Here is a 21,560-nt window from a genome sequence, read left to right as displayed (position 1 = left end):
GCACGGGATGCAGAAGGCTCGCGCGGACAGGCCCGTCCGGAACCCGCCCCTCGACAGCGCATGGCATGCGGAGCCGCCTGACGCGGTGATCGAGGCGTTCGCGACACGAGCGGACGGCCTCGATCCGGCCGAGGCGTCGAGACGGCTCGCAAGCCAGGGGGCGAATGAGCTGCCTGCCCCGCCCCGCGTCCATCCGCTTCTGCGCTTCCTCGGCCAGTTCAACAGTTCGCTGATCTATTTCCTGCTTCTGGCGTCGGTCGCGGCGGCCATGCTGGGGCACATCATCGACGCGACGGTGATCGTCGCCGCGGTGCTGATCAACGCCATCGTCGGCTACGTGCAGGAAGGCCGCGCCGAACGGGCGCTGGATGCCATCCGCGACATGATCGCGCCGCATGCCATCGTGCTGCGCGGCGGAGAGCGGCATTCGGTCGACGCCCGCGAGATCGTGCCCGGCGACATCGTGGCGCTGGAGGCGGGCGACAAGGTGCCGGCGGACCTGCGCATTGTTCGCGCGCGCGGCCTGCTTGCCGACGAAGCGATCCTGACGGGCGAGTCCGTCGCAGTCGAAAAGCGGGAGCGCCGGGTGCCGGCGGATGCGCCGCTCGGCGACCGCTTCTCCATGCTCTATTCCGGCACACTGGTGGCGACGGGTCAGGCCATCGGCGTCGCCGTCGCGACCGGGGCGCAGACCGAGATCGGCCGCATCTCGGCCTTGCTGAGCCGCGTCTCGCCGCTCACCACGCCGCTGCTGAAGCAGATCGATCATTTCGGCCGGCTGTTCACCTGGTTCGCGATATCGATGGCGGCGATCGTCTACGCTTTCGCGGTCCTGTTTCGCGGCTATGCATGGGTCGACGCGCTGCTGGTCGTCGTCGCGCTCGCGGTCGGCGCGATTCCCGAAGGCCTGCCGGCGGTCATCACCATCACGCTGGCCATCGGCGTGCAGCGCATGGCCGCGCGCAACGCTGTCGTGCGCCGCCTGCCGGCGGTGGAGACACTCGGCGCCACCTCCGTGATCTGCTCCGACAAGACCGGCACGCTGACCCGGAACGAGATGACGGCGCGCCGCGTCACCACCGCGTCGGGCGAGACGCTCGTTACCGGCTCCGGCTACGCGCCCGACGGCGTGCTGGAGAGCGGATCGCCGAGCGAGGAAGCGCGCGACCGCCTCTTTCTCGCGGCGCATCTCTGCAACGACGCCGAAGTCGTCGAACGGGACGGTCAGTGGCGGGTCGTCGGCGATCCGATGGAGGGCGCTCTCGCAACGCTCGCCGCCAAGGGAGGGCTGCATGCCGAGACGATCCGCGAACAGTGGAGCCGGATCGACGAGATCCCCTTCGATGCCCGGCACCGCTTCATGGCGACGCTCCACGAGGGCCCGGGTGGCCAGCGACGCGTCTTCGTCAAGGGCGCGCCCGAGCGCGTCATCGGCATGTGCCGCGCCCAGGCACAGGACGGATCCGAGACGGCGATCGACATGGACGACTGGAGCGCCCGCATCGCACATGCCGCAAGCCAGGGCGAGCGCGTGCTCGCCTTCGCGGAAATGCCCGCGCGGCCGGATACCGAACGGCTGTCCTTCGACGCCGTGCAGAACGGAGACCTGGTCCTGCTGGGCACCGTCGGGCTGATCGATCCGCCGCGCGAAGAGGCCGTGGAAGCGATCGCCGCCTGCCGCTCGGCCGGCATCGCCGTCAAGATGATCACCGGCGACCATGTCGGCACCGCCGCTGCGATCGCCAGGCAGCTCGCCATCGCCGACGATCCGGTGGCGGTCGAAGGGCGCGAGATCGACGCAGTTTCCGACGACGAACTGCGCGGGCTCGTAGGCCGCGTCAGCGTGTTCGCCCGCACCACGCCGGAACACAAGCTTCGCATCGTCCGCGCCCTGCAGGCGGAGGGCCACATCGTCGCCATGACGGGAGACGGCGTCAACGACGCGCCGGCGCTCAAGCAGGCGGATGTCGGCGTCGCCATGGGCCGCAAGGGTACGGAAGCCGCCAAGGAAGCGGCGGAGATGGTGCTGGTCGACGACAATTTCGCCTCGATCGTCGCCGCCGTGCAGGAAGGCCGGACGGTTTACGACAATATCCGCAAGGTCATCGCCTGGACTCTGCCCACCAACGGGGGCGAGACGTTGTGCGTCATCCTCGCCATCGCGTTCGGCCTCGCCTTGCCGATGACGCCGGTCCAGATCCTGTGGGTCAACCTGGTCACCGAAGTCACGCTTGGCCTGGTACTGGCCTTCGAGCGGTCGGAGCCGAGCGTGATGCGCCGCCCTCCGCGCCGACGGGACGAGCCCATCCTGTCGAGATTCCTCGTATGGCGGGTCGTGCTGGTCTCGTTGCTGTTCACGGCCGGCGTCTTCTTCGTCTACGAATATGCAATGCGGCAGGGGCTGGGCGAGGCTGCGGCGCGCACCATGGTGGTGAACACGCTGGTGGTGATGGAGATTTTCTACCTCTTCAACGTCCGCTACCTGCACACGACATCGTTCAGCCTGATCGGGGCCATGGGCACGCCGGCCGTGCTGGGCGCGATCGCCGCCGTCGTCGCCGCCCAACTGGCCTTCACCTACGCGCCGTTCATGCACTCCCTGTTCGGAAGCGCGCCGATCTCGTTCGCCGACGGCCTCCTGATCGTCGGCATCGGCGTGGCGCTGATGGTCGTGCTGGAAGCGGAGAAGGCGGCAATGCGCCGCCTGATGCCGTCGGCCTTGGCGGCCTAGTTCCGGATCGGCAGCACGCGATCCGGCGGCCGGTGGCCGTCGAAGAAGGTGCGGATGTTGATGATCACCTTCTCGCCCATGTCGATGCGGCCTTCGAGGGTCGCCGAGCCCATGTGCGGCAGGATCACGACCTTGCCCTTCCTGGCGAGCTTCACCAGCTTCGGGCTCACCGCCGGCTCGTGGGCGAAGACGTCGAGGCCGGCGCCCGCGAGCTTGCCCTGCTCGATCATCTTCACCAGCGCGTCCTCGTCGATGATCTCGCCGCGGGCGGTGTTGACGACATAGGCCGTCGGCTGCATCAGCGCGAGCCGGCGGGCCGAGAGCAGGTGATAGGTCGCCGGCGTCGACGGGCAGTTGACCGACACGATGTCCATGCGCGCCAGCATCTGGTCGAGGCTCTCCCAGTAGGTGGCCTCGAGTTCCTCCTCGATCGCGGGCGCGACGTGCTTGCGGTTGTGATAATGGATCGACAGGCCGAAGGCCTTGGCGCGGCGGGCGACCGCAGTGCCGATGCGGCCCATGCCGACGATACCCAGGCGCTTGCCCCAGATGCGGCGGCCGAGCATCCAGGTCGGCGACCAGCCCTGCCAGGCTCCGCCGTCGCCCTGCAGCACGTTCGCGCCCTCGACGAGGCGGCGCGGCACGGCGAGCATCAGCGCCATCGTCATGTCGGCGGTGTCCTCGTTGAGGACATTCGGCGTGTTGGTGACGGTGATGCCCTGCTTCTGGGCGGCGGGGATGTCGATATTGTCGACGCCGTTGCCGAAATTGGCGATCAGCTTCAGGTTCGGTCCGGCCTGGGCGATCAGGGCCGCGTCGATGCGGTCGGTGACGGTCGGGACGAGCACGTCCGCCTCGCGAATCGCCGCCACCAGTTCGGGCTGGCTCATCGGATGGTCGTCGAGGTTCAGCCGCGCGTCGAACAGTTCGCGCATCCGGGTCTCGACCGGATCCGGCAGCTTGCGCGTGATGACGACGAGAGGCTTCTTCTTCCCCGGCATTATTTCCTCTTCGAGGGCGGCATCCCGGGTCCTGTTGAGACCTCTTTAACCAAGACCGGCGACATTCGTAGCCAGCGCCCGCCCGGCCTCTCTCTAACAAGCCCCGCGGGTGATGACAAAGAAAAAGGCGTCGCGCGGGGTGCGGCGCCTCGCGGTGTCAGGAGTGGATCGTGTCGCGTTATCTGTCGCTTCGACTGGCTCTTTGCGCGGGTCTGGCAGGCTTCGCGCTCAACGTCGCCTCCCCGGTGCTGCCGTCGGTGGGCGAGGCCGCGGCGCAGGCGGTCGGCCCCAACAAGAGCGGCCTGCCCCTTCCCCGCTTCGTCACGCTGAAATCCGGCCGCGTGAACCTGCGCATCGGGCCCGGCCGCAACTATCCTGTCGAGTGGATGTATCTGAAGTCCGGCCTGCCGGTCGAGATCATCCAGGAATACGACAACTGGCGGCGCATCCGCGATTCGGAAGGCACGGAGGGCTGGATCAACCAGTCGCTGCTGTCGGGCAAGCGCAGCGGCATCGCGGCTCCCTGGTTCAAGGGCAAGGAGACCACGATCCAGATGCGCGCCGATCCGGCCGAGGATGCGCGGCTGGTCGCCACGATCGAGCCCGGCGCCATGGGCGAAATCCAGACCTGCAACGGCAATTGGTGCCAGATGCGGTTCGACCGCTACAAGGGCTGGGTGCCGCAGAACCTGATCTGGGGCGCTTATCCGGACGAAACGATCGAAGACTGAGTAAGCGTCAGCGGCCGCGCTTCGGGCGCAGGCGGATGACGATGTCGATGTTGGCGATCTCCATGCCGGGCGGCGGCGCCGGCACGTTGCTCACGGTCACCGGCCCGGCCTCGATGTCGAGAACCTTGTTCTCGCCCTCGACATAGAAATGATGATGGTCGGACGTGTTGGTGTCGAAATAGGTCTTCGCCCCTTCGACGGCCAGGATGCGCAGCATCCCGGCTTCGGTGAACTGGTGCAAGGTGTTGTAGACCGTGGCGAGCGACACCGCGACGCCGACGCCCAGCGCTTCCTCGTGAAGCTCCTCGGCCGTCAGATGGCGGTCGCCCTTGGCGAACAGCAGCGATGCGAGGGAAACGCGTTGCCGCGTGGGGCGAAGCCCCGCCTCGCGCACACGCGTCTCGACATCAGGTCCGATCGTTTGGGTCGCCTTGTCCATTTCCTTCCGAACCGCCGTCCGAAGCCGGCCACGCGGCGACGGCCCGAACCCCGGGCGAACGCCGCTTTTTCCAGCATATATTCCGGGAACCGCCAGCGATCAATAGCGGCACATTGACCGCTCCGACCCGGCAAGCTAATCGAAGCCGGCAGTTTCCTTCGTCGCGAAGCCCGGCGAGGATGCGCGTGCAAAGACAAGAATGCGCTTCGATCAGGGAGCTTCGACGGGAGACCACATGGCCGAAAAGAAATCCAGCTACGGCTACGACGAGCTCCTCGCCTGCGCGAAGGGCGAGTTGTTCGGCCCTGGCAACGCTCAACTTCCCTATCCGCCGATGCTGATGTTCGACCGCATCACCGACATCAGCGAGACCGGCGGGGCGTTCGACAAGGGCTTCATCCGCGCCGATTTCGCGATTCATCGCGACCTCTGGTTCTTCCCCTGCCATTTTATCGACAATCCGATCATGCCAGGGTGTCTCGGCCTCGACGCGCTGTGGCAGCTTACGGGATTCTATCTCGGCTGGCTCGGCGAACCGGGCAAGGGCATGGCGCTCTCGACCGGAGAGGTGAAGTTCAAGGGCATGGTCACGCCGAAGACGAAGCTGGTCGAATACGGCGTCGACTTCAAGCGCGTGATGCGCGGGCGGTTGGTGCTCGGCATCGCCGACGGCTGGCTGAAGGCGGACGGCGAGACCATCTATACGGCGACCGACCTGAAGGTCGGCCTCGCCAAGCAGGAAGCAGCGGCCTAGCGCGGCGGCACACGGCACAAGGAGCATTCCATGAGACGAGTCGTCGTCACCGGTCTCGGCATCGTATCGTCGATCGGCAACAATGCGGACGAGGTGCGCGAATCCCTGCGCGATGCGAAGTCGGGCATCAGCTTTTCGCCGGATTTCGCCGAACACGGCTTCCGCTGCCAGGTCTGGGGCGCGCCGACGCTCGATCCCACGGACCTTGTCGACCGTCGCGCCCTGCGCTTCCTGCACAAGGGCGGCGCCTGGAACCACGTCGCCATGCAGCAGGCCATCGCGGATGCGGGGCTGGAAGAGGGCGACATTACCAACGAGCGCACCGGCATCATCATGGGCTCGGGCGGCCCCTCGACCCGAATCATCGTCGAGGCGGCTGAGACCACCATCAAGAACAACAGCCCGAAGCGGATCGGTCCGTTCGCCGTGCCGAAGGCCATGTCCTCGACGGCGTCCGCGACGCTCGCCACGTGGTTCAAGATCCACGGCGTCAACTATTCGATCTCGTCGGCCTGCTCCACCTCGGCGCACTGCATCGGCAACGCGGCCGAGATGATCCAGTGGGGCAAGCAGGACGTGATGTTCGCCGGCGGCCACGAGGACCTCGACTGGACGATGTCGAACCTGTTCGACGCGATGGGCGCGATGTCCTCCAAGTTCAACAACCGGCCGGATGTCGCCTCGCGCGCCTACGACGTCGACCGCGACGGCTTCGTGATCGCGGGCGGCGCCGGCGTGCTGGTGCTCGAGGAATACGAACGCGCCAAGGCGCGCGGCGCCAAGATCTATTGCGAGCTCACCGGCTATGGCGCCACCTCGGACGGCTACGACATGGTGGCCCCTTCAGGCGAAGGCGCGGTGCGCTGCATGCGTCAGGCGCTGGCGACCGTGAAGGGACCGGTCGATTACATCAACACCCACGGCACCTCGACGCCGGTCGGCGATTCGAAGGAGATGGGCGCCATCCGCGAGGTGTTCGGCGACGCGCTCCCGCACATCTCCTCCACCAAGTCGCTCACCGGCCATTCGCTGGGAGCGGCCGGCGTGCAGGAATCGATCTATTCGATCCTGATGATGCAGGCTGGCTTCATCGGTGAAAGCGCCCACATCGAGACGCTCGATCCCGAATTCGAAGGCATGCCGGTCGTGCGCAAGCGGATCGACAATGCGAGGATCGACACCGTCCTGTCCAATTCCTTCGGGTTCGGCGGCACCAATGCGACGCTGGTCTTCCAGCGCGTGGCAGACTGAGGGCAGTTCACAGATGAACGGACTGATGAAGGGCAAGCGCGGCCTGATCATGGGGGTCGCGAACGATCATTCCATTGCCTGGGGCATCGCCCAGACGCTTCACGCGCAGGGCGCGGAGATGGCCTTCACCTATCAGGGCGAGGCTTTCGGACGTCGCGTCAGGCCGCTGGCCGAGAAGGTCGGCGCGAAGCTCGTCCTGCCCTGCGACGTCGAGGACAGCGCCTCCGTCGACAGCGTGTTCGACGCGCTGAAGGCCGAATGGGGCACGATCGACTTCATCGTCCACGCCATCGGCTTCTCCGACAAGAACGAGCTGAAGGGCCTCTATGCCGACACGACGAAGGAGAACTTCATCCGCACGATGGTGATCTCCTGCTATTCGTTCACCGAGGTCGCGCGCAAGGCCGCCGCGATGATGAACGAGGGCGGCTCGATGATCACGCTCACCTATGCCGGCTCGGTGCGGGTGATGCCGAACTACAACGTCATGGGCGTCGCCAAGGCCGGGCTCGAGGCCAGCGTGCGCTACCTCGCGAACGATTTCGGGCCGCGCAACATCCGCGTCAATGCGATCTCCGCCGGACCGGTGCGCACGCTCGCCGGCGCCGGCATCTCGGACGCCCGCCACATGTTCTCCTACCAGGCGCGCAACTCCCCTCTCAGGCGAACGGTGAGCCTGGAGGAAGTGGGCGGCTCGGCCCTCTACCTGCTCTCGCACCTGTCGGGCGGGGTGACAGGAGAGATCCACTACGTCGATTCCGGCTACCACATCGTCTCGATGCCGACGCTGGACGAACTGAAGCGGACGGACGACGGCGCCTGACCGCATTCTCCGCGTTCAGCAAATGCTAACGATAGCTGGAAACCGACTTTAAGGGGATTTCCTATACGGATAGCCCGCTTCAGGATGATTCACGCATGCAGACGTATGCAAATCCGACTCGCAGTCCGCTGTTCCGGCTGATCACCATCGCCGCCGCAGGCATATCCAGCTTCGTGCTCGGCCTGTGGGCGCTGCGTATGGGCTTCGGCGCGCAGCTGGGCGGTATGACGCCCTCGGCGCTGGGCGGGATCATCGCCTCGCTCTGCGCGCTCGCAGCGGCGGGTTCCTCGCTGTCCTTCTTCGCGGGCATCGACGAGTCCGCCAGCTTCGTCCACAACGAGACGCAGGTGGACAAGCTGACCGGCCTGCATTCGCGCCAGGCCATGATCGGCAGGATCGCGGCCGCCGCCGCGGCGACCGTGCAGGACGGAAAGCCCGTCTTCCTGATCGACATCGACATCGACCGCTTCAAGCAGATCAACGACGCCATCGGCTACACGCAGGGCGACGAACTGATCCGCGCCTTCGCCACGCGCCTGCGCGACCACGTGCCGCCGGGATCCGAGATCGGCCGCATCGGCGCGGGCGAGTTCGCGATCCTGGTTCCGGACGGGCGCATCCTTTCGATCGACCGGATGGTCGAGAGGCTCATCGAGACCATGATGGAGCCCTATCGCCTGACGACGCACCTGCAGTCGGTGAACCTGTCGGTGGGCATGGTCGCCATGCCGAAGGACGGGCGCGACCCGATCGTGCTCCTGCGGCGCTCCAACCTCGCGCTGCAGAATGCGAGGGCGAGCGGCATCGGCAACTGGTCGGTGTTCCACCCCGACATGGGACAGATCGCAGACTACCGGCAGTGGATCGAATCCGAGCTGCATGCCGCCTTCCAGCGCGGCGACTTCGACGTGTACTACCAGCCGCAACATGACCTCGCCACCGACAGGGTGATCGGCTACGAGGCCCTGCTGCGGTGGCGGCACCCCAAGCGCGGCATGATTCCGCCGGCGGAGTTCGTGCCGGTCGCCGAGGAGACCGGAATGGTCGTGCCGATCGGCGAGTGGGTGCTGCGCAAGGCCTGTACGGACCTCAAGTCGCTGCCTCAGGACATGTCCATCGCGGTCAACATCTCGCCGGTGCAGATGATGACCAAGGACTTCGTCTCGCGCGTCCGCGCCGTCATCGCCGAGACGGGCGTGAACCCGTCGCGGCTGGAGCTGGAGGTGACGGAGACGGCCATGATGCAGGACCGTGAGCGCGCGGCCCAGGTCATGCGGCAGCTGGGCGACATGGGCATTTCCGTCGCGGTCGACGATTTCGGCACCGGCTATTCGAACCTCAGCTACCTGATCGACTTCCCCTTCCAGAAGCTCAAGATCGACCGCTCCTTCGTCAACCGCATCGACAAGGACAATGGCGGCGCGGTGGTATCGACCATCGTGGGCCTCTCGCGCGCGCTCGGCGTGCGCACGATCGCGGAAGGCGTCGAGACGGAGGACCAGGCGACGCTGCTGCGCGCCGCGGGGTGCGACGTGGTGCAGGGCTTCCTCTACGGACGGCCGGGTCCCCTGGCCGCGATGGGGTTGGATACCCGGCCGGTCGCCGCGGGCGCCACGGTTCACTGATCGTCACCCCAACCTCAAGGCTTTTTGCCTTGACCCGGCTATTTTGAGCGTTCATCACCAGCCATTCGCAGTTCGCGGGGCGGGATCGCGGACCCATTCACTCCGATGAGGTGGCGCCGGGCGGAATGAAGCTCAGGAAGTTCTTTTGGCCGATCGTCGGCAGCGCGGCCGTGGTCTTCTCGATCTGGCTGCTCTATCACGAACTGCGCGGTGTCTCCCTTGAAGAGATGACGACCAGCTTCGCGCGGATTTCGCTGCACAGCTGGCTTCTGGCGATCCTCTCCACCTTCGTCGCCTACGGCGCGCTCGCCGGCTACGACAACATCGCGCTGAAATACCTGAACCGGAAGGTGCCGTGGCTGTTCATCACCATCGGCTCCTTCACCACCTATGCGATCTCGCACAATGTCGGGGCCTCGGTGCTGTCGGGCGCCGTGGTACGCTACAGGGCCTATGGGTCGAAGGGGCTGACCATGGCGGAGGTCGGCGTGCTCGTCGCCTTCTGCTCCTTCACCTTCGCCATCGGGGTGCTGTTCCTGACCGGGCTCGTCCTCGTGATCGAGCCGGAGATCGTCGACAGGTTCGTCGATATCCTGCCGACCGATTTCTCGCGCGGCACCGGCTATCTTCTGCTGGCCCTGATCGGCCTCTATGTGGCGGGCAGCCTGCTGAAGCTGCGGCCGCTCAATATCAGGGGTTTTCAGCTGAGCTATCCGTCGCCGTCGATCGTGGCGCGGCAGCTGGTGATCGGACCGATCGAGATCATCGGCGCGGCGGGTATCGTCTATTTCGCCCTGCCCGATGCCGGAAATCCCGGCTATCTCGTCATCCTCGGCATCTTCCTGATCTCGTTCTCGGTCGCGCTCCTGTCGCATGCGCCGGGCGGGCTCGGCGTGCTCGAACTCGTCTTCGTGCATGCGCTGTCGGAGATGGATCCGGCCGACGTGATCGCAGCGCTCGTCGTGTTCCGCCTGCTCTACCTGATCATCCCCTTCGTGATCGCGATCGTGGTCATCCTTGCCTTCGAGCACTCCCGCCTCGGACAAGACTGATCAGCGCCGCGCCCACAGCACCTTGTAGGTCTGGTCGCGAACGAGCTCGCCGGACTGACGGAAGCCCGCGGACAACGCCGCCTCGTACGGCAGGCCGCGATTGGCGACCATATAGAGCCGGCCGTTCGGCTTGAGCGCCGCGCTCGCGGCGCGGATCATCGCATTGCCGATAGCCGGGTCCGCCGCGCGCCCCTGGTGGAACGGCGGGTTCATGACGATCGCATCGAACTTGCGCGGCACGGGCTCGGAAGCGAGATCGGCCCAGTGGAAGCCCACCGGCACGCGCGCGTCGGCAAGGTTGAGCTTCGCGGCTTCCAGTGAAGCAAAATCGGCCTCGAACAGATCGAGCGAGGCGACGCCCGCGCATCGCTCCAGGGCCTCGGCGGCAAGATAGCCCCAGCCGGCACAGAAGTCCGCCACCGCGCCCGAGAGATCGGGCGGTATATGCTGCGCCAGGAGCCGCGAACCGGCGTCGATACGGTCGTGCGAGAACATGCCGGGGGTTGCGCGAAAGCGGCCGCCGATGAGAGCCTCCCTGTGGGGGTTCTCCAGCATGGCGGCCACAGCGCGCGCATCCGCCGGCCGATGCAGCCAGAAAGCCTGGCCGTGGAACTTGGAGAGGCTTCCCTCAATCGGAGCCAGCGCCTCCAGCCGCTTGCGCAGGCTGGCTATGCCGTCGTCCTTGCTGCCGGCCACGAGAATGACGGACGCCGGCGAACCGCGCCGCATCGCCTCGGCGATCAGGATCTCGTTCAACCCCTTGTGCTTGCCCGTCAAGACGAGGACGAGATCGTATCCCTCCCCGTCCGCCACCGGCACGACCCTGTGCCGGCCGGCCTTCAGCTTGAGGAAATCCGGGCGAAACCCTTGCACGAGCGTGAGCTCGGCAGCGAAGCCCTCCGGCAGGCGAAAGCCGGGCTCGGCGCCGAGGAACAGCACCCGCGCGCCTTTGCCCGGCACGTCCATGTCGCCGGTCTCGAAGGGATGGAAGAGAGTGCGCTGGGCGTCATCACCGGCTGCCATTCAGGTCCTCAGGTTCCGCAGAATGTCTGCAGCACGCGCTCTTCCGGCTGCGGCGGCTCGGCGTAGCGCTCCATGCCCGGCTGCTCGTCGTAGGGATGCGTGACCACCGCCAGCATCTCGTGGAACGGGCCGAAATCGTCGCGTTCGATCGCCGCGGCAATCAGTTCCTCGACCAGATGGTTGCGCGGGATGAACTTCGGATTGGCCCGGTTCATCAGCGCAACACGCGTCTCGGCCGAAACATTCTCCAGCGCCAGGCGCTCCAGCCACAGCCGCGCCCAGGCGTCGAAGCCGGCAGGATCGGCGAAGAGCTTGCGCGTCGCCGATCGCGCGACATCCTGCGGGAGAAGGGCCGCGTCACCGGCCAGCGTGCGGAACGTCAGCGTGAAGTCGGCGCCGCCGGCCGCCATCGTTTCAAGCAGGCCCTTCACCAGAGCCTTGTCCTCGTCGCGCGCGCTGGTCAGGCCGAGCTTGGGGCGCATGCCGTCGACATAGTGCGCCTCGAAGGCCGGCAGGAACACCCCTAGCGCCTCCTGCGCCATCGGCACGGCCTGTTCCGGATCGTCGTGCAGCAGCGGCAGCAGGCACTCGGCCAGCCGCGCGAGGTTCCACAGCGCGATGTGCGGCTGGTTGGAAAAGGCGTAGCGGCCATGCCGGTCGATGGACGAGAACACCTTGGCCGGATGGTATTCGTCCATGAAGGCGCAGGGGCCGTAGTCGATCGTCTCGCCGGCGATCGACATGTTGTCCGTATTCATGACGCCGTGGATGAAGCCCAGCTGCATCCATCTGGCGATGAGCGCCGCCTGCCGGGCAAGGATCGCCTCGTAGAGCGCGAGATAGCGGTTGGCGGCCTCGCTCGCCTGAGGATAGTGGCGGTCGATGGCATGGTCCGCCAGCGTGCGGATCGCGTCGACGTCGCTGCGCGCGGCGAAATACTGGAAGGTGCCGACGCGGATATGGCTCGCGGCCACGCGCGTCACCACCGCGCCCGGCAGGCGGGTCTCGCGATAGACTGGATTGCCTGTCGTGACGGCGGCCAGCGAGCGCGTCGTCGGCACGCCGAGGGCCGCCATCGCTTCGGAGACCAGATATTCGCGCAGCACCGGGCCGATCGCCGCCAGCCCGTCGCCATTGCGCGAGAAGCGCGTCGGCCCCGCGCCCTTGAGCTGGATGTCGCGGCGGCGGCCGGTCGTGTCGACCACCTCGCCGAGCAGGATCGCCCGGCCGTCGCCGAGCTGCGGCACGAAATGGCCGAACTGGTGGCCGGCATAGGCCAGCGCGACCGGCTCCGCGCCCTCGGGTATCGCGTTGCCGGAGAAGATGGCAGCCAGCGTCGCGTCGTCGATGCCCGCGACATCGAGGCCGAGTTCGGCAGCCAGCTCCCGGTTGAACTTCACCAGACGCGGGCCTGCCGCACGCGCAGGCTCCGCCGCGGCATGGAAGCCCGCGGGCAGCCGCGCATAGGAATTGTCGAAGCGCCCGATCGCCGGTGCTTCGCTCGACGCCGCCAATGTTGTTGCTCTGCTCATCTTGTGCTCACCCAGCCGGATACCGGCACATCCACATACATAGGTCCCCGCACCCGCGCCGTCACCAACTCTATCGGATTTGAACGCCTCGCAATCTCGTTGAGGACGACGATCCTTGGCAAAACGGACCCGACACCCCTGCCGGGCGCTCTCGACCTACTGCGCAATGTTCCCTGTTCCCGCGCCCCCTCCACCACACTGCGTGTGGTCCCCCTCCCCCGTAAACGGGGGAGGATAAGGTGCCACCGCATCTCCCGTGGCTGCCTTCATCGAGGGTTAGAAAAGCGCGACGGCTGAGCGCGTATCCTCCCCCGTTCACGGGGGAGGGGGACCACGCGAAGCGTGGTGGAGGGGGCGCGCGAGAGGGCAGGTTGTGCGAAGGAAAGTGAGCCTTCAGATGGATCGATTTTCGCTCCCTCTCCCGCAACCCTTTGTCCCGCTTGGAGATTCTCACAGCAGAAACTTTTTCCATCCCCACCCCTGCCGACATGCCCGAAACTATGTCCGGTCAAACAGGAGCCGGTGATGGGCTGGAGGGCGAAGGCGGGGAGGGAGCAGGCGGAGATGGCGCGGATCGTCATGCGCCTGTTCTCGATCGCCGATATGGCCGAACAGGCCGCCGGCCGCTCGTTCTGGGTCCGCTGGTGCGTGCTGTGGGCCGCCTGGCAGGCGAATGCGCTGCTGAGCGCCTACGTCGAAGGCACGCTCCGCAGCTTCGCCCGCAGACCCTGGTCGCCCGTCCCGATGCCGGCCGGCTTCGGCAGCAATCCTTTCGATGCGGAGGACCTTGCAGATTCGCTCAGGGCATTCGGGCTCTACATGCGGGCCATCGCGGCGCATCTGTGCCGCCTGTCGTTCCTGCATCGGGGGCAGGCGTCCGACGAGGCGGGGAATGAGGGCCGCGCGATCCATGGCCTGGGCGCGCTCATCGAAAGGCTCGCCATATCCGCCGCCGTTCCGGTCGAGTATCACGACACGTCCTAAAGGTGCACCTGTCGTGCCCCTTCTCGCAGTGCCTTACCATATGAGATCGGCCTTCCCTCGCACGGGGAGGACAATCGCGCGCGCCGTCATTCCGGGGCCGCGCAGCGGAACCCGGAACCCAGAGCGCCGGGCAAGCAGGCAGTTCATCGACTGTCGCGACCACGTCGGAGCGCAGATGAGTGCAGCGCGCAGGCGTTGGCGCGCTGGATTCCGGGCTCCGCTGCGCGGACCCGGAATTGTTTGTCTGAATCGGGCTAGAATACGGGTGGAACTGCGGGCTCTTCGACAGCCCGCAGTTCCGGCGGCAGGCAACCGTCCCGGAATCGGGTTTGCACCCGTCGTCATCAAGGTTCCTGCCGTCTCGCGCCATCGCTTGGAGAGTTGATCGGGCCGCTGATCGCCACGCCCGCAAACAATCTCAAGCCAGCCTGGATGAGGATAGCATCAGCATGGCCCTTCTGCACCACCTTCCCCGCCGCTGCCTGGGCTTCGACGTCGCCAAGGAGACGATCGCCGTCTCCGATGGCCGCACCGTCGAGGTCATCGACAACCGCCGTCCCGCCATCCGCCGGTTTCTGCGGGCCTGCCGCGCCGATTTCGCCGTGTGCGAGCCGACCGGCGGCCACGAGACCGTCCTGCTCGACGAGTGCCTGCGCCTCGACCTGCCGGCACACCGCGCCGACACGCGCAAGCTCAAGGCCTTCATCCGTTCGCGTGGCCGGCTCGGCAAGAGCGACGCCATCGATGCGCGCGAGCTGGCCGCCTATGGCCTGGAGCGCTGGGCGAGCCTCGCCCTGTGGCAGGCCGCCGACCCCCGCCAGGAAAGGCTCAAGGCGCTGGTTCGCCGCCGCGACGACCTCGTGGCTATGAAGGTGGCCGAGCAGAACCGCTCGAAGGCGCCCGGGGCAGCCGAACTGGCCACGACCTTCCGAGCCGTGCTGGCCGTCCTGAAGCGACAGATCGCGCGCGTCGAGCAGGCAATCCGCACGCTCATGCGCAGCGGGGTGCTGAAGCACAGGAGCGCCGTCGTCACCGCCATGGCGGGCATCGGCCAAGTCACCGCCGCCGCCCTTCTCGCCGCGATGCCGGAACTCGGCACCATGGACCGAAGGCAGGCCGCCGCGCTGGCAGGCCTGGCGCCGCATCCCAACGAAAGCGGAAAGAAGGTCGGCTACCGACGCATGCGCGGCGGCCGCCCGGCCGTGCGAACCATACTCTACATGCCCGCCATGCAGGCCGCCTGCGGACGCGGCGAGTTCGCGGACTTCTACAAACGCCTGCTGGCCGCCGGAAAAAAGCCAATCCTCGCCCTCGCCGCTGTCATGCGAAAGATCATCGTGACCCTCAATGCCAGGCTAAGGGACGCTCAAATGCAGCAGAGTTGATGACGGCGGTGAGGGGCAGTGCCCAGCCTTTGAAAGCTCGTGCCGCCCCTCATCCGCCCTTCGGGCACCTGTGCCGGGGCGAGCCGCTTGTCTCGCCCGTCCTTCGGACCCCGTGAACGGGGAGAAGGGGAGCCGCCTCAAAGCAAAAAGGGCGCGGATCGCTCCGCGCCCTTCCGATACAATCCGATGTCCGAGATTACTCGGCGGCCTCTTCGGCCTTCTTCTCGGACTTCGGGATTTCCTTGCCGGTGGTCTGGTCGACGACCTTCATCGACAGGCGCACCTTGCCGCGCTCGTCGAAGCCCATCAGCTTGACGAAGACCTTCTGGCCTTCCTTGACGACGTCGGTGGTCTTCTGGACGCGGTCATTGGCGAGCTGCGAGATGTGGACGAGGCCGTCCTTCGGGCCGAAGAAGTTGACGAAGGCGCCGAAGTCGGCGGTCTTGACGACCGTGCCTTCGTAAATCTCGCCCACTTCCGGCTCGGCCACGATCGAGTGGATCCACTTCTTGGCCGCCTCGATCTCCTTCGCGTTCGACGAGGCGATCTTCACCGTGCCGTCGTCCTCGATGTTGATCTTGGCGCCGGTCTTCTCGACGATCTCGCGGATGACCTTGCCGCCGGAGCCGATGACGTCGCGGATCTTGTCGGTCGGGACGTGCATGACCTCGATGCGCGGCGCGAACTCGCCGAGTTCCGAACGGGCGCCCGAGAGCGCGTTCGACATCTCGCCGAGGATGTGCTCGCGGCCGCCCTTGGCCTGGTCGAGCGCGACCTTCATGATCTCCTCGGTGATGCCGGCGATCTTGATGTCCATCTGCAGCGAGGTGATGCCCGCGTTGGTGCCCGCCACCTTGAAGTCCATGTCGCCGAGGTGGTCCTCGTCGCCGAGGATGTCGGAGAGAACCGCGTAGCGGTCGCCTTCGAGGATCAGGCCCATGGCGATGCCCGCGACCGGCTTGGCCAGCGGAACGCCCGCGTCCATCAGCGCCAGCGAGGTGCCGCAGACGGTCGCCATCGAGGACGAGCCGTTCGACTCGGTGATCTCGGAGACGACGCGGATCGTGTAGGGGAACTGCTCGGCGGCCGGCAGCATCGGACGGATGGCGCGCCAGGCGAGCTTGCCGTGGCCGATCTCGCGGCGTCCCGGCGAACCCATGCGGCCCGTCTCACCGACCGAGTAGGGCGGGAAGTTGTAGTGAAGGAGGAACTTCTCCTTGTACATGCCGGTCAGCGAGTCGACATACTGCTCGTCCTCGCCGGTGCCGAGCGTGGCGACGACGATCGCCTGGGTCTCGCCGCGGGTGAACAGCGCCGAACCGTGGGTGCGCGGCAGGATGCCGACCTCGGAGACGATCTTGCGGACCGTCGTGAGGTCACGGCCATCGATGCGGCTCTTGGTGTCGAGGATGTTCCAGCGCACGACCTTGGCCTGCAGTTCCTTGAACACCGCGCCGACCTTGTCGGCGGCATACTTGGCCGGCTCGTCGCCGACCGGTGCGAAGGCGGCCTTCACCTTGGCCTTCACGGCGTCGACGGCGGCATAGCGCTTCTGCTTGTCGACGTTCTTGTAGGCTTCGCGCAGCTCGTCGCCGACGATCGCCAGCATCTCGGCCTCGAGGCCCGACAGATCGTCCGGCGTGAAGTCGCGCGGCTCCTTGGCGGCGACCTCGGCCAGCTTGATGATCGCGTCGATCACCGGCTGGAAGGCCTTGTGGCCGAACATGACGGCGCCGAGCATGGTCGGCTCGTCGAGTTCCTGCGCTTCCGACTCGACCATCAGCACCGCGTCGGACGTGCCGGCGACGACGAGGTCGAGCTTCGATTCCGGGATCTCGTCGACATGCGGGTTCAGCACATACTGGCCGTTGATGTAGCCGACGCGGGCAGCGCCCACCGGGCCCATGAACGGAACGCCCGACAGGGTCAGCGCGGCGGAGGCGGCGACCATCGACAGGACGTCCGGATCGTTCTCCAGGTCATGCTGCATGACGGTGACGACGACCTGGGTGTCGTTCTTGTAGCCGGCCGGGAAGAGCGGGCGGATCGGGCGGTCGATCAGGCGGGAGACCAGCGTCTCCTTCTCGCTCGGACGGCCCTCGCGCTTGAAGTAGCCGCCCGGGATCTTGCCGGCGGCGTAGGTCTTTTCCTGGTAGTTGACGGTGAGCGGGAAGAAGTCCTGGCCGGGCTTCGGCTCCTTCATCGAGACGACGGTCGCGAGAACGACGCTCTCGCCATAGGTCGCGAGCACGGCGCCGTCGGCCTGGCGGGCGATCTTGCCGGTCTCGAGGATGAGCGGACGGCCGCCCCACTCGATCTCCACCTTGTGGTGATTGAACATGTCTTGTCCTTCATATGCGGGACGGGCGGCACCGGACCATTCCGGCGCGCCATTCGGTCCCTGGCTTCGTGTCGGACGAGCCACGGGCAAGACAACGGGAAGCTTGGCTTTCTCGCGCATCCTCGGCGCGACAAGCATCCGGCAATCCTGCCCCATGACTGTCCATGGGCGGTTCCGGGTTCATACAAACGTGGTCCAGGTCCGGAACCGGTCGGGCCGACCCTCTGGCGGCGGCCCATTGCAGAGCCGCCGGGTCCGTTACCGGACCCGGCGGCGAAGTCGTTAGCGGCGCAGGCCGAGCTTCTCGATCAGCGCGTTGTAGCGCGCCTCGTCCTTGCCCTTCAGATAGTCGAGCAGGCGGCGGCGCTGGGAGACAAGGGCGAGAAGGCCACGACGCGAGTGGTTGTCCTTCTTGTGATCCTTGAAATGTTCGGTCAGGTTCTTGATGCGCTCCGAATAGATGGCAACCTGGACCTCCGGCGAACCCGTGTCGCCCGGCTTGGTCGCAAATTCCTTCATCAGTTCAGTCTTACGCTCAGCAGTCAGCGACATCGCGCTTTTCCTTTCTCTCTTGTCAGGAAACGGGATGCCCTCAGCCGGGATGTCGTCCAGCAGGGGCCGTGTCTGCAAAGCCGGTTAACCGCTTTGCTGCGGGGCCTATACTGCATGTCGAAGGGAAAAGCCAGCCCCTTCGGCAGCGGCGTCGCAGTGATGCTTGGCCGGGCCGGTCTAAAGCCACTTCCGCCATTTGAAGTAGCCGAGCAGGGCCAGCGCCACAAACAGCATGAAGGCCAGCGCGGCGGGATAGCCATAGCTCCACTCGAGCTCCGGCATGTTCCAGGGCGAGGCCTGCGGGTCGAAGTTCATGCCCCATATTCCCGCCAGGAAGGTCAGCGGGATGAAGATCGAGGAAACGATGGTGAGGATCGAGATCACCTCGCTCACCCTCGCCTGAGAGAGCGAGTTATGGGTGTCCAGAAGCTCGGTCAGCAGTTCGCGGTCCGTATCGACCGCGTCGATCAGCCGGACGGAATGATCCAGCGTGTCGTTGAAATAGACCGCCGTCTCGCGATGGATATAGGGCGCATCGGCGCGCGTCAGCGCTGCAAGGGCATCGCGCAGCGGCCAGAGCGCCCGCTTCAGCGCCACGACCTCCCGGCGCAGCAGGTGGAGGTCGCGCAGGTGGTGCTTGCGCGGTCCCGCCAGCATCTCGTCCTCGATGTGGTCGATCTGGTCGCCGATCGTCTCGATCGGCCCGAAATAGCTGTCTACGATCGCATCGATGAGAGCGTAAGCCAGATAGTCGGCCTTGCGCGTGCGGAGCCGGTTCGGCAGCGTCGCCTCGATGCGCTTGCGCACCGGCGCGAAGGGATCGCCCGCCCGCTCCTGGAAGGTGATGACGAAATTGTCGCCGAAGAAGACCGATATCTGCTCCCAGCGCCGCGACGTGGGATGGTCGATCATGCGCATGACGACATAGGCATGGTCGTCGTAGAAATCCGCCTTCGGGCGCTGGCTGGTGTTGACCGTATCCTCGAGCGCCAGCGGGTGCAGGCCGAAGATCGTGCCGAGCTCGCGGATGAGATCGACATTGCCGAGGCCGACACAGTCGATCCAGACGAGCGGCCATTCGGCGCGGCAGTGGCGAACTGTCTCGAGGCTGGCGTTCTCGAACAGCATCGAACTGTCTGCGGCAACGCCGGTGAGCGTCAGCGCCGGCTGGGGCGCCGTGGGATCGGCGATCAGCGTGCCCGGCGGGGCACCGATCGGGGAGCGCTTGGTGCGCGTCCGCTTCTGGACTGGTTCTGCTTTCTCGACTGCCATGCGCTTGGTCCCGCTGCATCGCTGGGATAGCAAGTCCGACGCGAAAGCGACAGGCGGGTCAGACGGTCAGCGGCGTTGTGGGAGGTTTACGGCATCCATTACATCTTCGACCGTCATCCCGAAGGCAGGGACGACGGCGGAGAACTAACGATGTCTCTAAGCCGTGAAAACCCGGCGCGGCTTGAACATGCCGGCCTCCACCGAGCCGATCGCGACCAGCTTGCCGCGCTGCGTGGCAAACGCATCCGCCGCCTCGACGGGTGCGTCGCGGCCGCGCACGATGACAGGATTGCCGAGCCGCACCTTCTGCGCCGCGTCGTCGCCCAGCGGGATCTCCGGCAGGCTGTCGAGCGCGACGACGGTATCCACCAGAAGCTCGTCGAGGGCGCCGAAGGCCGTGGGCGTCTCGTCCGGGTCGGGGCGGGTTTCGGTGCCGTCCGGATTGCGGACGATGCCGGCGGCCGCCTCAAGCTCGGCCACCGTCACGAGATCGTCCGTCTCGAACGGCTCGACCAGTTCGCGGCGCAGGTCGCTGACATGGCCGTAGCAGCCGAGATCGCGGCCCATGTCGCGGGCAAGCGAGCGGACATAGGTGCCCTTGCCGCATTCGACCTCGAAGGTCGTGTGGCCCTCGTCCGGCAGTTCGACGATGTCGAGCCTACCGATCTCGATCTCGCGCGCGGCGATTTCGACCGTCTCCCCCGCGCGGGCGATGTCGTAGGCGCGCTCGCCATCGATCTTGATCGCCGAGAACTGCGGCGGCACCTGCATGATCACGCCGGTGTATTTCGGCAAAAGCGCACGGATCTGCGCCTCGGTCGGCCGGTCGGCGGACGTCGCGGTAGCTCCGCCTTCCAGATCGTCGGTCGCGCGCTCCTCGCCCCAGGCCACCGTGAAGCGGTAGATCTTCGCCCCGTCCATCACATAGGGAACGGTCTTCGTCGCCTCGCCCAGCGCGATCGGCAGCATGCCGGAGGCGAGCGGATCGAGCGTGCCGGCATGACCGGCCTTTTCGGCGCGATAGAGCCACTTGACCTTCGAGACGGCTTCGGTCGAGCCCATCCCGGCGGGCTTGTCGAGCACTACCCAGCCGGAGATGTTCCGGCCCTTCTTCCTGCGCGGCTTGCTCACTCGTCGTCTTCCTTGTCGAGATCCCGCGCCACTTCCGGCGAACGCAGCAGCCGGTCGATCTTCGCCATGTTGTCGAAGCTCGTGTCGAGACGGAAGCGGAATTCCGGCATGTATTTCATCTGGCGCAGCGCGCCTGAGACCCTGCCGCGGATGAACTTGGCATTCTGCGCCAGCGCCTTGATCACCGCGTCGTTGTCCTTGGCCGCCAGCGGCGCGACGAAGGCCGTCGCGATCTTCAGGTCTGGCGACATGCGCACTTCCGAGACCGAGATCACGGTCTGCTCGATGACGTCGTCACGCACCTCGCCCCGCGCGAGGACTTCGGCAAGCGCATGACGCACCTGCTCGCCGACGCGCAGCATGCGCTGGGATGGTCCGGTGGTTCCACTCATGGCCTAACTGTCCTTGGCACCTACGCTACCGCTTGGCTCGACCGCTCGTCGATGTCGGCGGCGAAGTCCTGCATGTCTTCCTGGTCCCGGAAGGCCGCCAGCGGAATGATCACCGCCAGGGCGCCTTCGCGGATGAACACGTGGCGGTCCGTGCAGACCACCTGCGTGATCCTGTCGATGTCCACCTGCCGGGTTCCCGGCAGCCGGTGCTCGATCAGGCGGTCTTCCCATTGGTCGAGCGTCGCCTGGCCTTCCACGATCGGCAGCGTGGCCGCCTTTCGCCGAACGTCGAGATTGGTCCAGACGACAGCTGCCACGCCGGCTGCGACCAGGATGGTGACGATCGATGTCCACCACAGCACCGGGCCGATATCCTGCGGAACGATGCCGGCCAGCAACCCTGCCGCACTGATCAGGAGGAGAAGCCTCAGCTTGTCCCATCCGGTCAGTTCGTGGCGCAGCACGGCGAAGGCAAGGGCATCCGCACGCGACACCGTATAGGCAAGCGTGCGGATGGGAACCTGTGCGATGTCGCTCATCT

The 21,560-nt window shown here is 66.3% G+C and carries 19 protein-coding genes; 9 read left to right on the top strand and 10 right to left on the bottom strand.

Going from position 1 to position 21,560, the window contains the following annotated elements:
• Window positions 1–7 precede the first annotated feature (7 nt).
• Complete coding sequence (locus tag B9Z03_RS07760; RefSeq protein WP_085463683.1) at window positions 8–2,731, top strand: cation-transporting P-type ATPase; 2,724 nt, start codon at window positions 8–10, stop codon at window positions 2,729–2,731.
• Here B9Z03_RS07760 and B9Z03_RS07755 read toward each other — a convergent pair.
• Window positions 2,728–3,732, bottom strand: coding sequence for a 2-hydroxyacid dehydrogenase (locus B9Z03_RS07755; RefSeq protein WP_085463682.1), 1,005 nt, complete (start codon window positions 3,730–3,732; stop codon window positions 2,728–2,730). The genes B9Z03_RS07760 and B9Z03_RS07755 overlap by 4 nt on opposite strands.
• 170 nt (window positions 3,733–3,902) lie before the next feature.
• Here B9Z03_RS07755 and B9Z03_RS07750 point away from each other — a divergent pair, with 170 nt between their 5' ends.
• Window positions 3,903–4,463, top strand: coding sequence for an SH3 domain-containing protein (locus B9Z03_RS07750; protein WP_085463681.1), 561 nt, complete (start codon window positions 3,903–3,905; stop codon window positions 4,461–4,463).
• A 7-nt stretch (window positions 4,464–4,470) separates the two neighbouring features.
• Here the strand turns inward: B9Z03_RS07750 and irrA are convergent, their stop codons facing one another.
• Window positions 4,471–4,902 carry an iron response transcriptional regulator IrrA gene (irrA, locus tag B9Z03_RS07745; protein WP_085463680.1) on the bottom strand — a complete coding sequence of 144 codons (432 nt, stop codon included), beginning with the start codon at window positions 4,900–4,902 and terminating at the stop codon, window positions 4,471–4,473.
• Window positions 4,903–5,137: 235 nt separating this feature from the next.
• On the opposite strand from irrA, the gene fabA reads away from it, so the two are divergent.
• The 5 genes from fabA to B9Z03_RS07720 all read left to right on the top strand — a co-directional run bounded on the left by fabA (window position 5,138) and on the right by B9Z03_RS07720 (window position 10,407).
• Entirely contained in the window at window positions 5,138–5,656 is a 519-nt protein-coding gene (fabA, locus tag B9Z03_RS07740; protein WP_085463679.1) for a 3-hydroxyacyl-[acyl-carrier-protein] dehydratase FabA, read from the top strand.
• Window positions 5,657–5,686: 30 nt separating this feature from the next.
• The gene (gene fabB, locus B9Z03_RS07735; protein ID WP_085463678.1) at window positions 5,687–6,907 is read left to right on the top strand and encodes a beta-ketoacyl-ACP synthase I; all 1,221 of its coding nucleotides are present in this window, start codon (window positions 5,687–5,689) and stop codon (window positions 6,905–6,907) included.
• 13 nt (window positions 6,908–6,920) lie between these two features.
• The gene (gene fabI, locus B9Z03_RS07730; RefSeq protein WP_085463677.1) at window positions 6,921–7,730 is read left to right on the top strand and encodes an enoyl-ACP reductase FabI; all 810 of its coding nucleotides are present in this window, start codon (window positions 6,921–6,923) and stop codon (window positions 7,728–7,730) included.
• Window positions 7,731–7,825: 95 nt separating this feature from the next.
• Window positions 7,826–9,355 carry a putative bifunctional diguanylate cyclase/phosphodiesterase gene (locus tag B9Z03_RS07725; protein WP_085463676.1) on the top strand — a complete coding sequence of 510 codons (1,530 nt, stop codon included), beginning with the start codon at window positions 7,826–7,828 and terminating at the stop codon, window positions 9,353–9,355.
• 125 nt (window positions 9,356–9,480) lie between these two features.
• The gene (locus B9Z03_RS07720; protein WP_085463675.1) at window positions 9,481–10,407 is read left to right on the top strand and encodes a lysylphosphatidylglycerol synthase transmembrane domain-containing protein; all 927 of its coding nucleotides are present in this window, start codon (window positions 9,481–9,483) and stop codon (window positions 10,405–10,407) included.
• Here the strand turns inward: B9Z03_RS07720 and B9Z03_RS07715 are convergent, their stop codons facing one another.
• Window positions 10,408–11,430, bottom strand: coding sequence for a class I SAM-dependent methyltransferase (locus B9Z03_RS07715; protein ID WP_085463674.1), 1,023 nt, complete (start codon window positions 11,428–11,430; stop codon window positions 10,408–10,410).
• A gap of 8 nt (window positions 11,431–11,438) precedes the next feature.
• Window positions 11,439–12,962: a protein adenylyltransferase SelO gene (locus B9Z03_RS07710; RefSeq protein ID WP_085463673.1), complete on the bottom strand. Its 1,524-nt coding sequence runs from the start codon at window positions 12,960–12,962 to the stop codon at window positions 11,439–11,441.
• 525 nt (window positions 12,963–13,487) lie between these two features.
• Between B9Z03_RS07710 and B9Z03_RS07705 the strand changes: the two genes are divergently transcribed.
• Window positions 13,488–13,946, top strand: a complete 459-nt coding sequence (locus tag B9Z03_RS07705; RefSeq protein WP_139832196.1) for a hypothetical protein — start codon at window positions 13,488–13,490, stop codon at window positions 13,944–13,946.
• Between the two features lie 449 nt (window positions 13,947–14,395).
• On the top strand, window positions 14,396–15,331 hold the full coding sequence (locus B9Z03_RS07700; RefSeq protein WP_085463671.1) for a transposase: 936 nt from the start codon (window positions 14,396–14,398) through the stop codon (window positions 15,329–15,331).
• Window positions 15,332–15,527: 196 nt separating this feature from the next.
• On the opposite strand, the gene pnp is transcribed toward B9Z03_RS07700, so the two are convergent.
• The 6 genes from pnp to B9Z03_RS07670 form a co-directional block, all read right to left on the bottom strand.
• Window positions 15,528–17,672 (bottom strand): polyribonucleotide nucleotidyltransferase, encoded by a 2,145-nt coding sequence (gene pnp, locus B9Z03_RS07695; protein ID WP_085463670.1) that lies wholly within the window; start codon window positions 17,670–17,672, stop codon window positions 15,528–15,530.
• A gap of 282 nt (window positions 17,673–17,954) precedes the next feature.
• The gene (rpsO, locus tag B9Z03_RS07690) at window positions 17,955–18,224 is read right to left on the bottom strand and encodes a 30S ribosomal protein S15 (RefSeq protein WP_085463669.1); all 270 of its coding nucleotides are present in this window, start codon (window positions 18,222–18,224) and stop codon (window positions 17,955–17,957) included.
• A gap of 177 nt (window positions 18,225–18,401) precedes the next feature.
• Window positions 18,402–19,496 carry a magnesium/cobalt transporter CorA gene (corA, locus tag B9Z03_RS07685; RefSeq protein ID WP_085463668.1) on the bottom strand — a complete coding sequence of 365 codons (1,095 nt, stop codon included), beginning with the start codon at window positions 19,494–19,496 and terminating at the stop codon, window positions 18,402–18,404.
• A gap of 156 nt (window positions 19,497–19,652) precedes the next feature.
• Window positions 19,653–20,627: a tRNA pseudouridine(55) synthase TruB gene (gene truB / locus B9Z03_RS07680; RefSeq protein ID WP_085463667.1), complete on the bottom strand. Its 975-nt coding sequence runs from the start codon at window positions 20,625–20,627 to the stop codon at window positions 19,653–19,655.
• A complete protein-coding gene (rbfA, locus tag B9Z03_RS07675) occupies window positions 20,624–21,019 on the bottom strand; it encodes a 30S ribosome-binding factor RbfA (RefSeq protein ID WP_085463666.1) in 396 nt (131 codons plus the stop codon). The genes truB and rbfA overlap by 4 nt, the downstream gene beginning before the upstream one ends.
• A 20-nt stretch (window positions 21,020–21,039) precedes the next feature.
• On the bottom strand, window positions 21,040–21,558 hold the full coding sequence (locus B9Z03_RS07670; RefSeq protein ID WP_085463665.1) for a hypothetical protein: 519 nt from the start codon (window positions 21,556–21,558) through the stop codon (window positions 21,040–21,042).
• Window positions 21,559–21,560: the final 2 nt, after the last annotated feature.

Origin of the sequence: Mesorhizobium australicum (genome assembly GCF_900177325.1) — a bacterium.
GTDB classification, from domain to species: Bacteria; Pseudomonadota; Alphaproteobacteria; order Rhizobiales; family Rhizobiaceae; genus Mesorhizobium_A; species Mesorhizobium_A australicum_A.
Note: the sequence above shows the minus strand (reverse complement) of the source record. Positions and strands in the feature narration are given on the sequence as shown.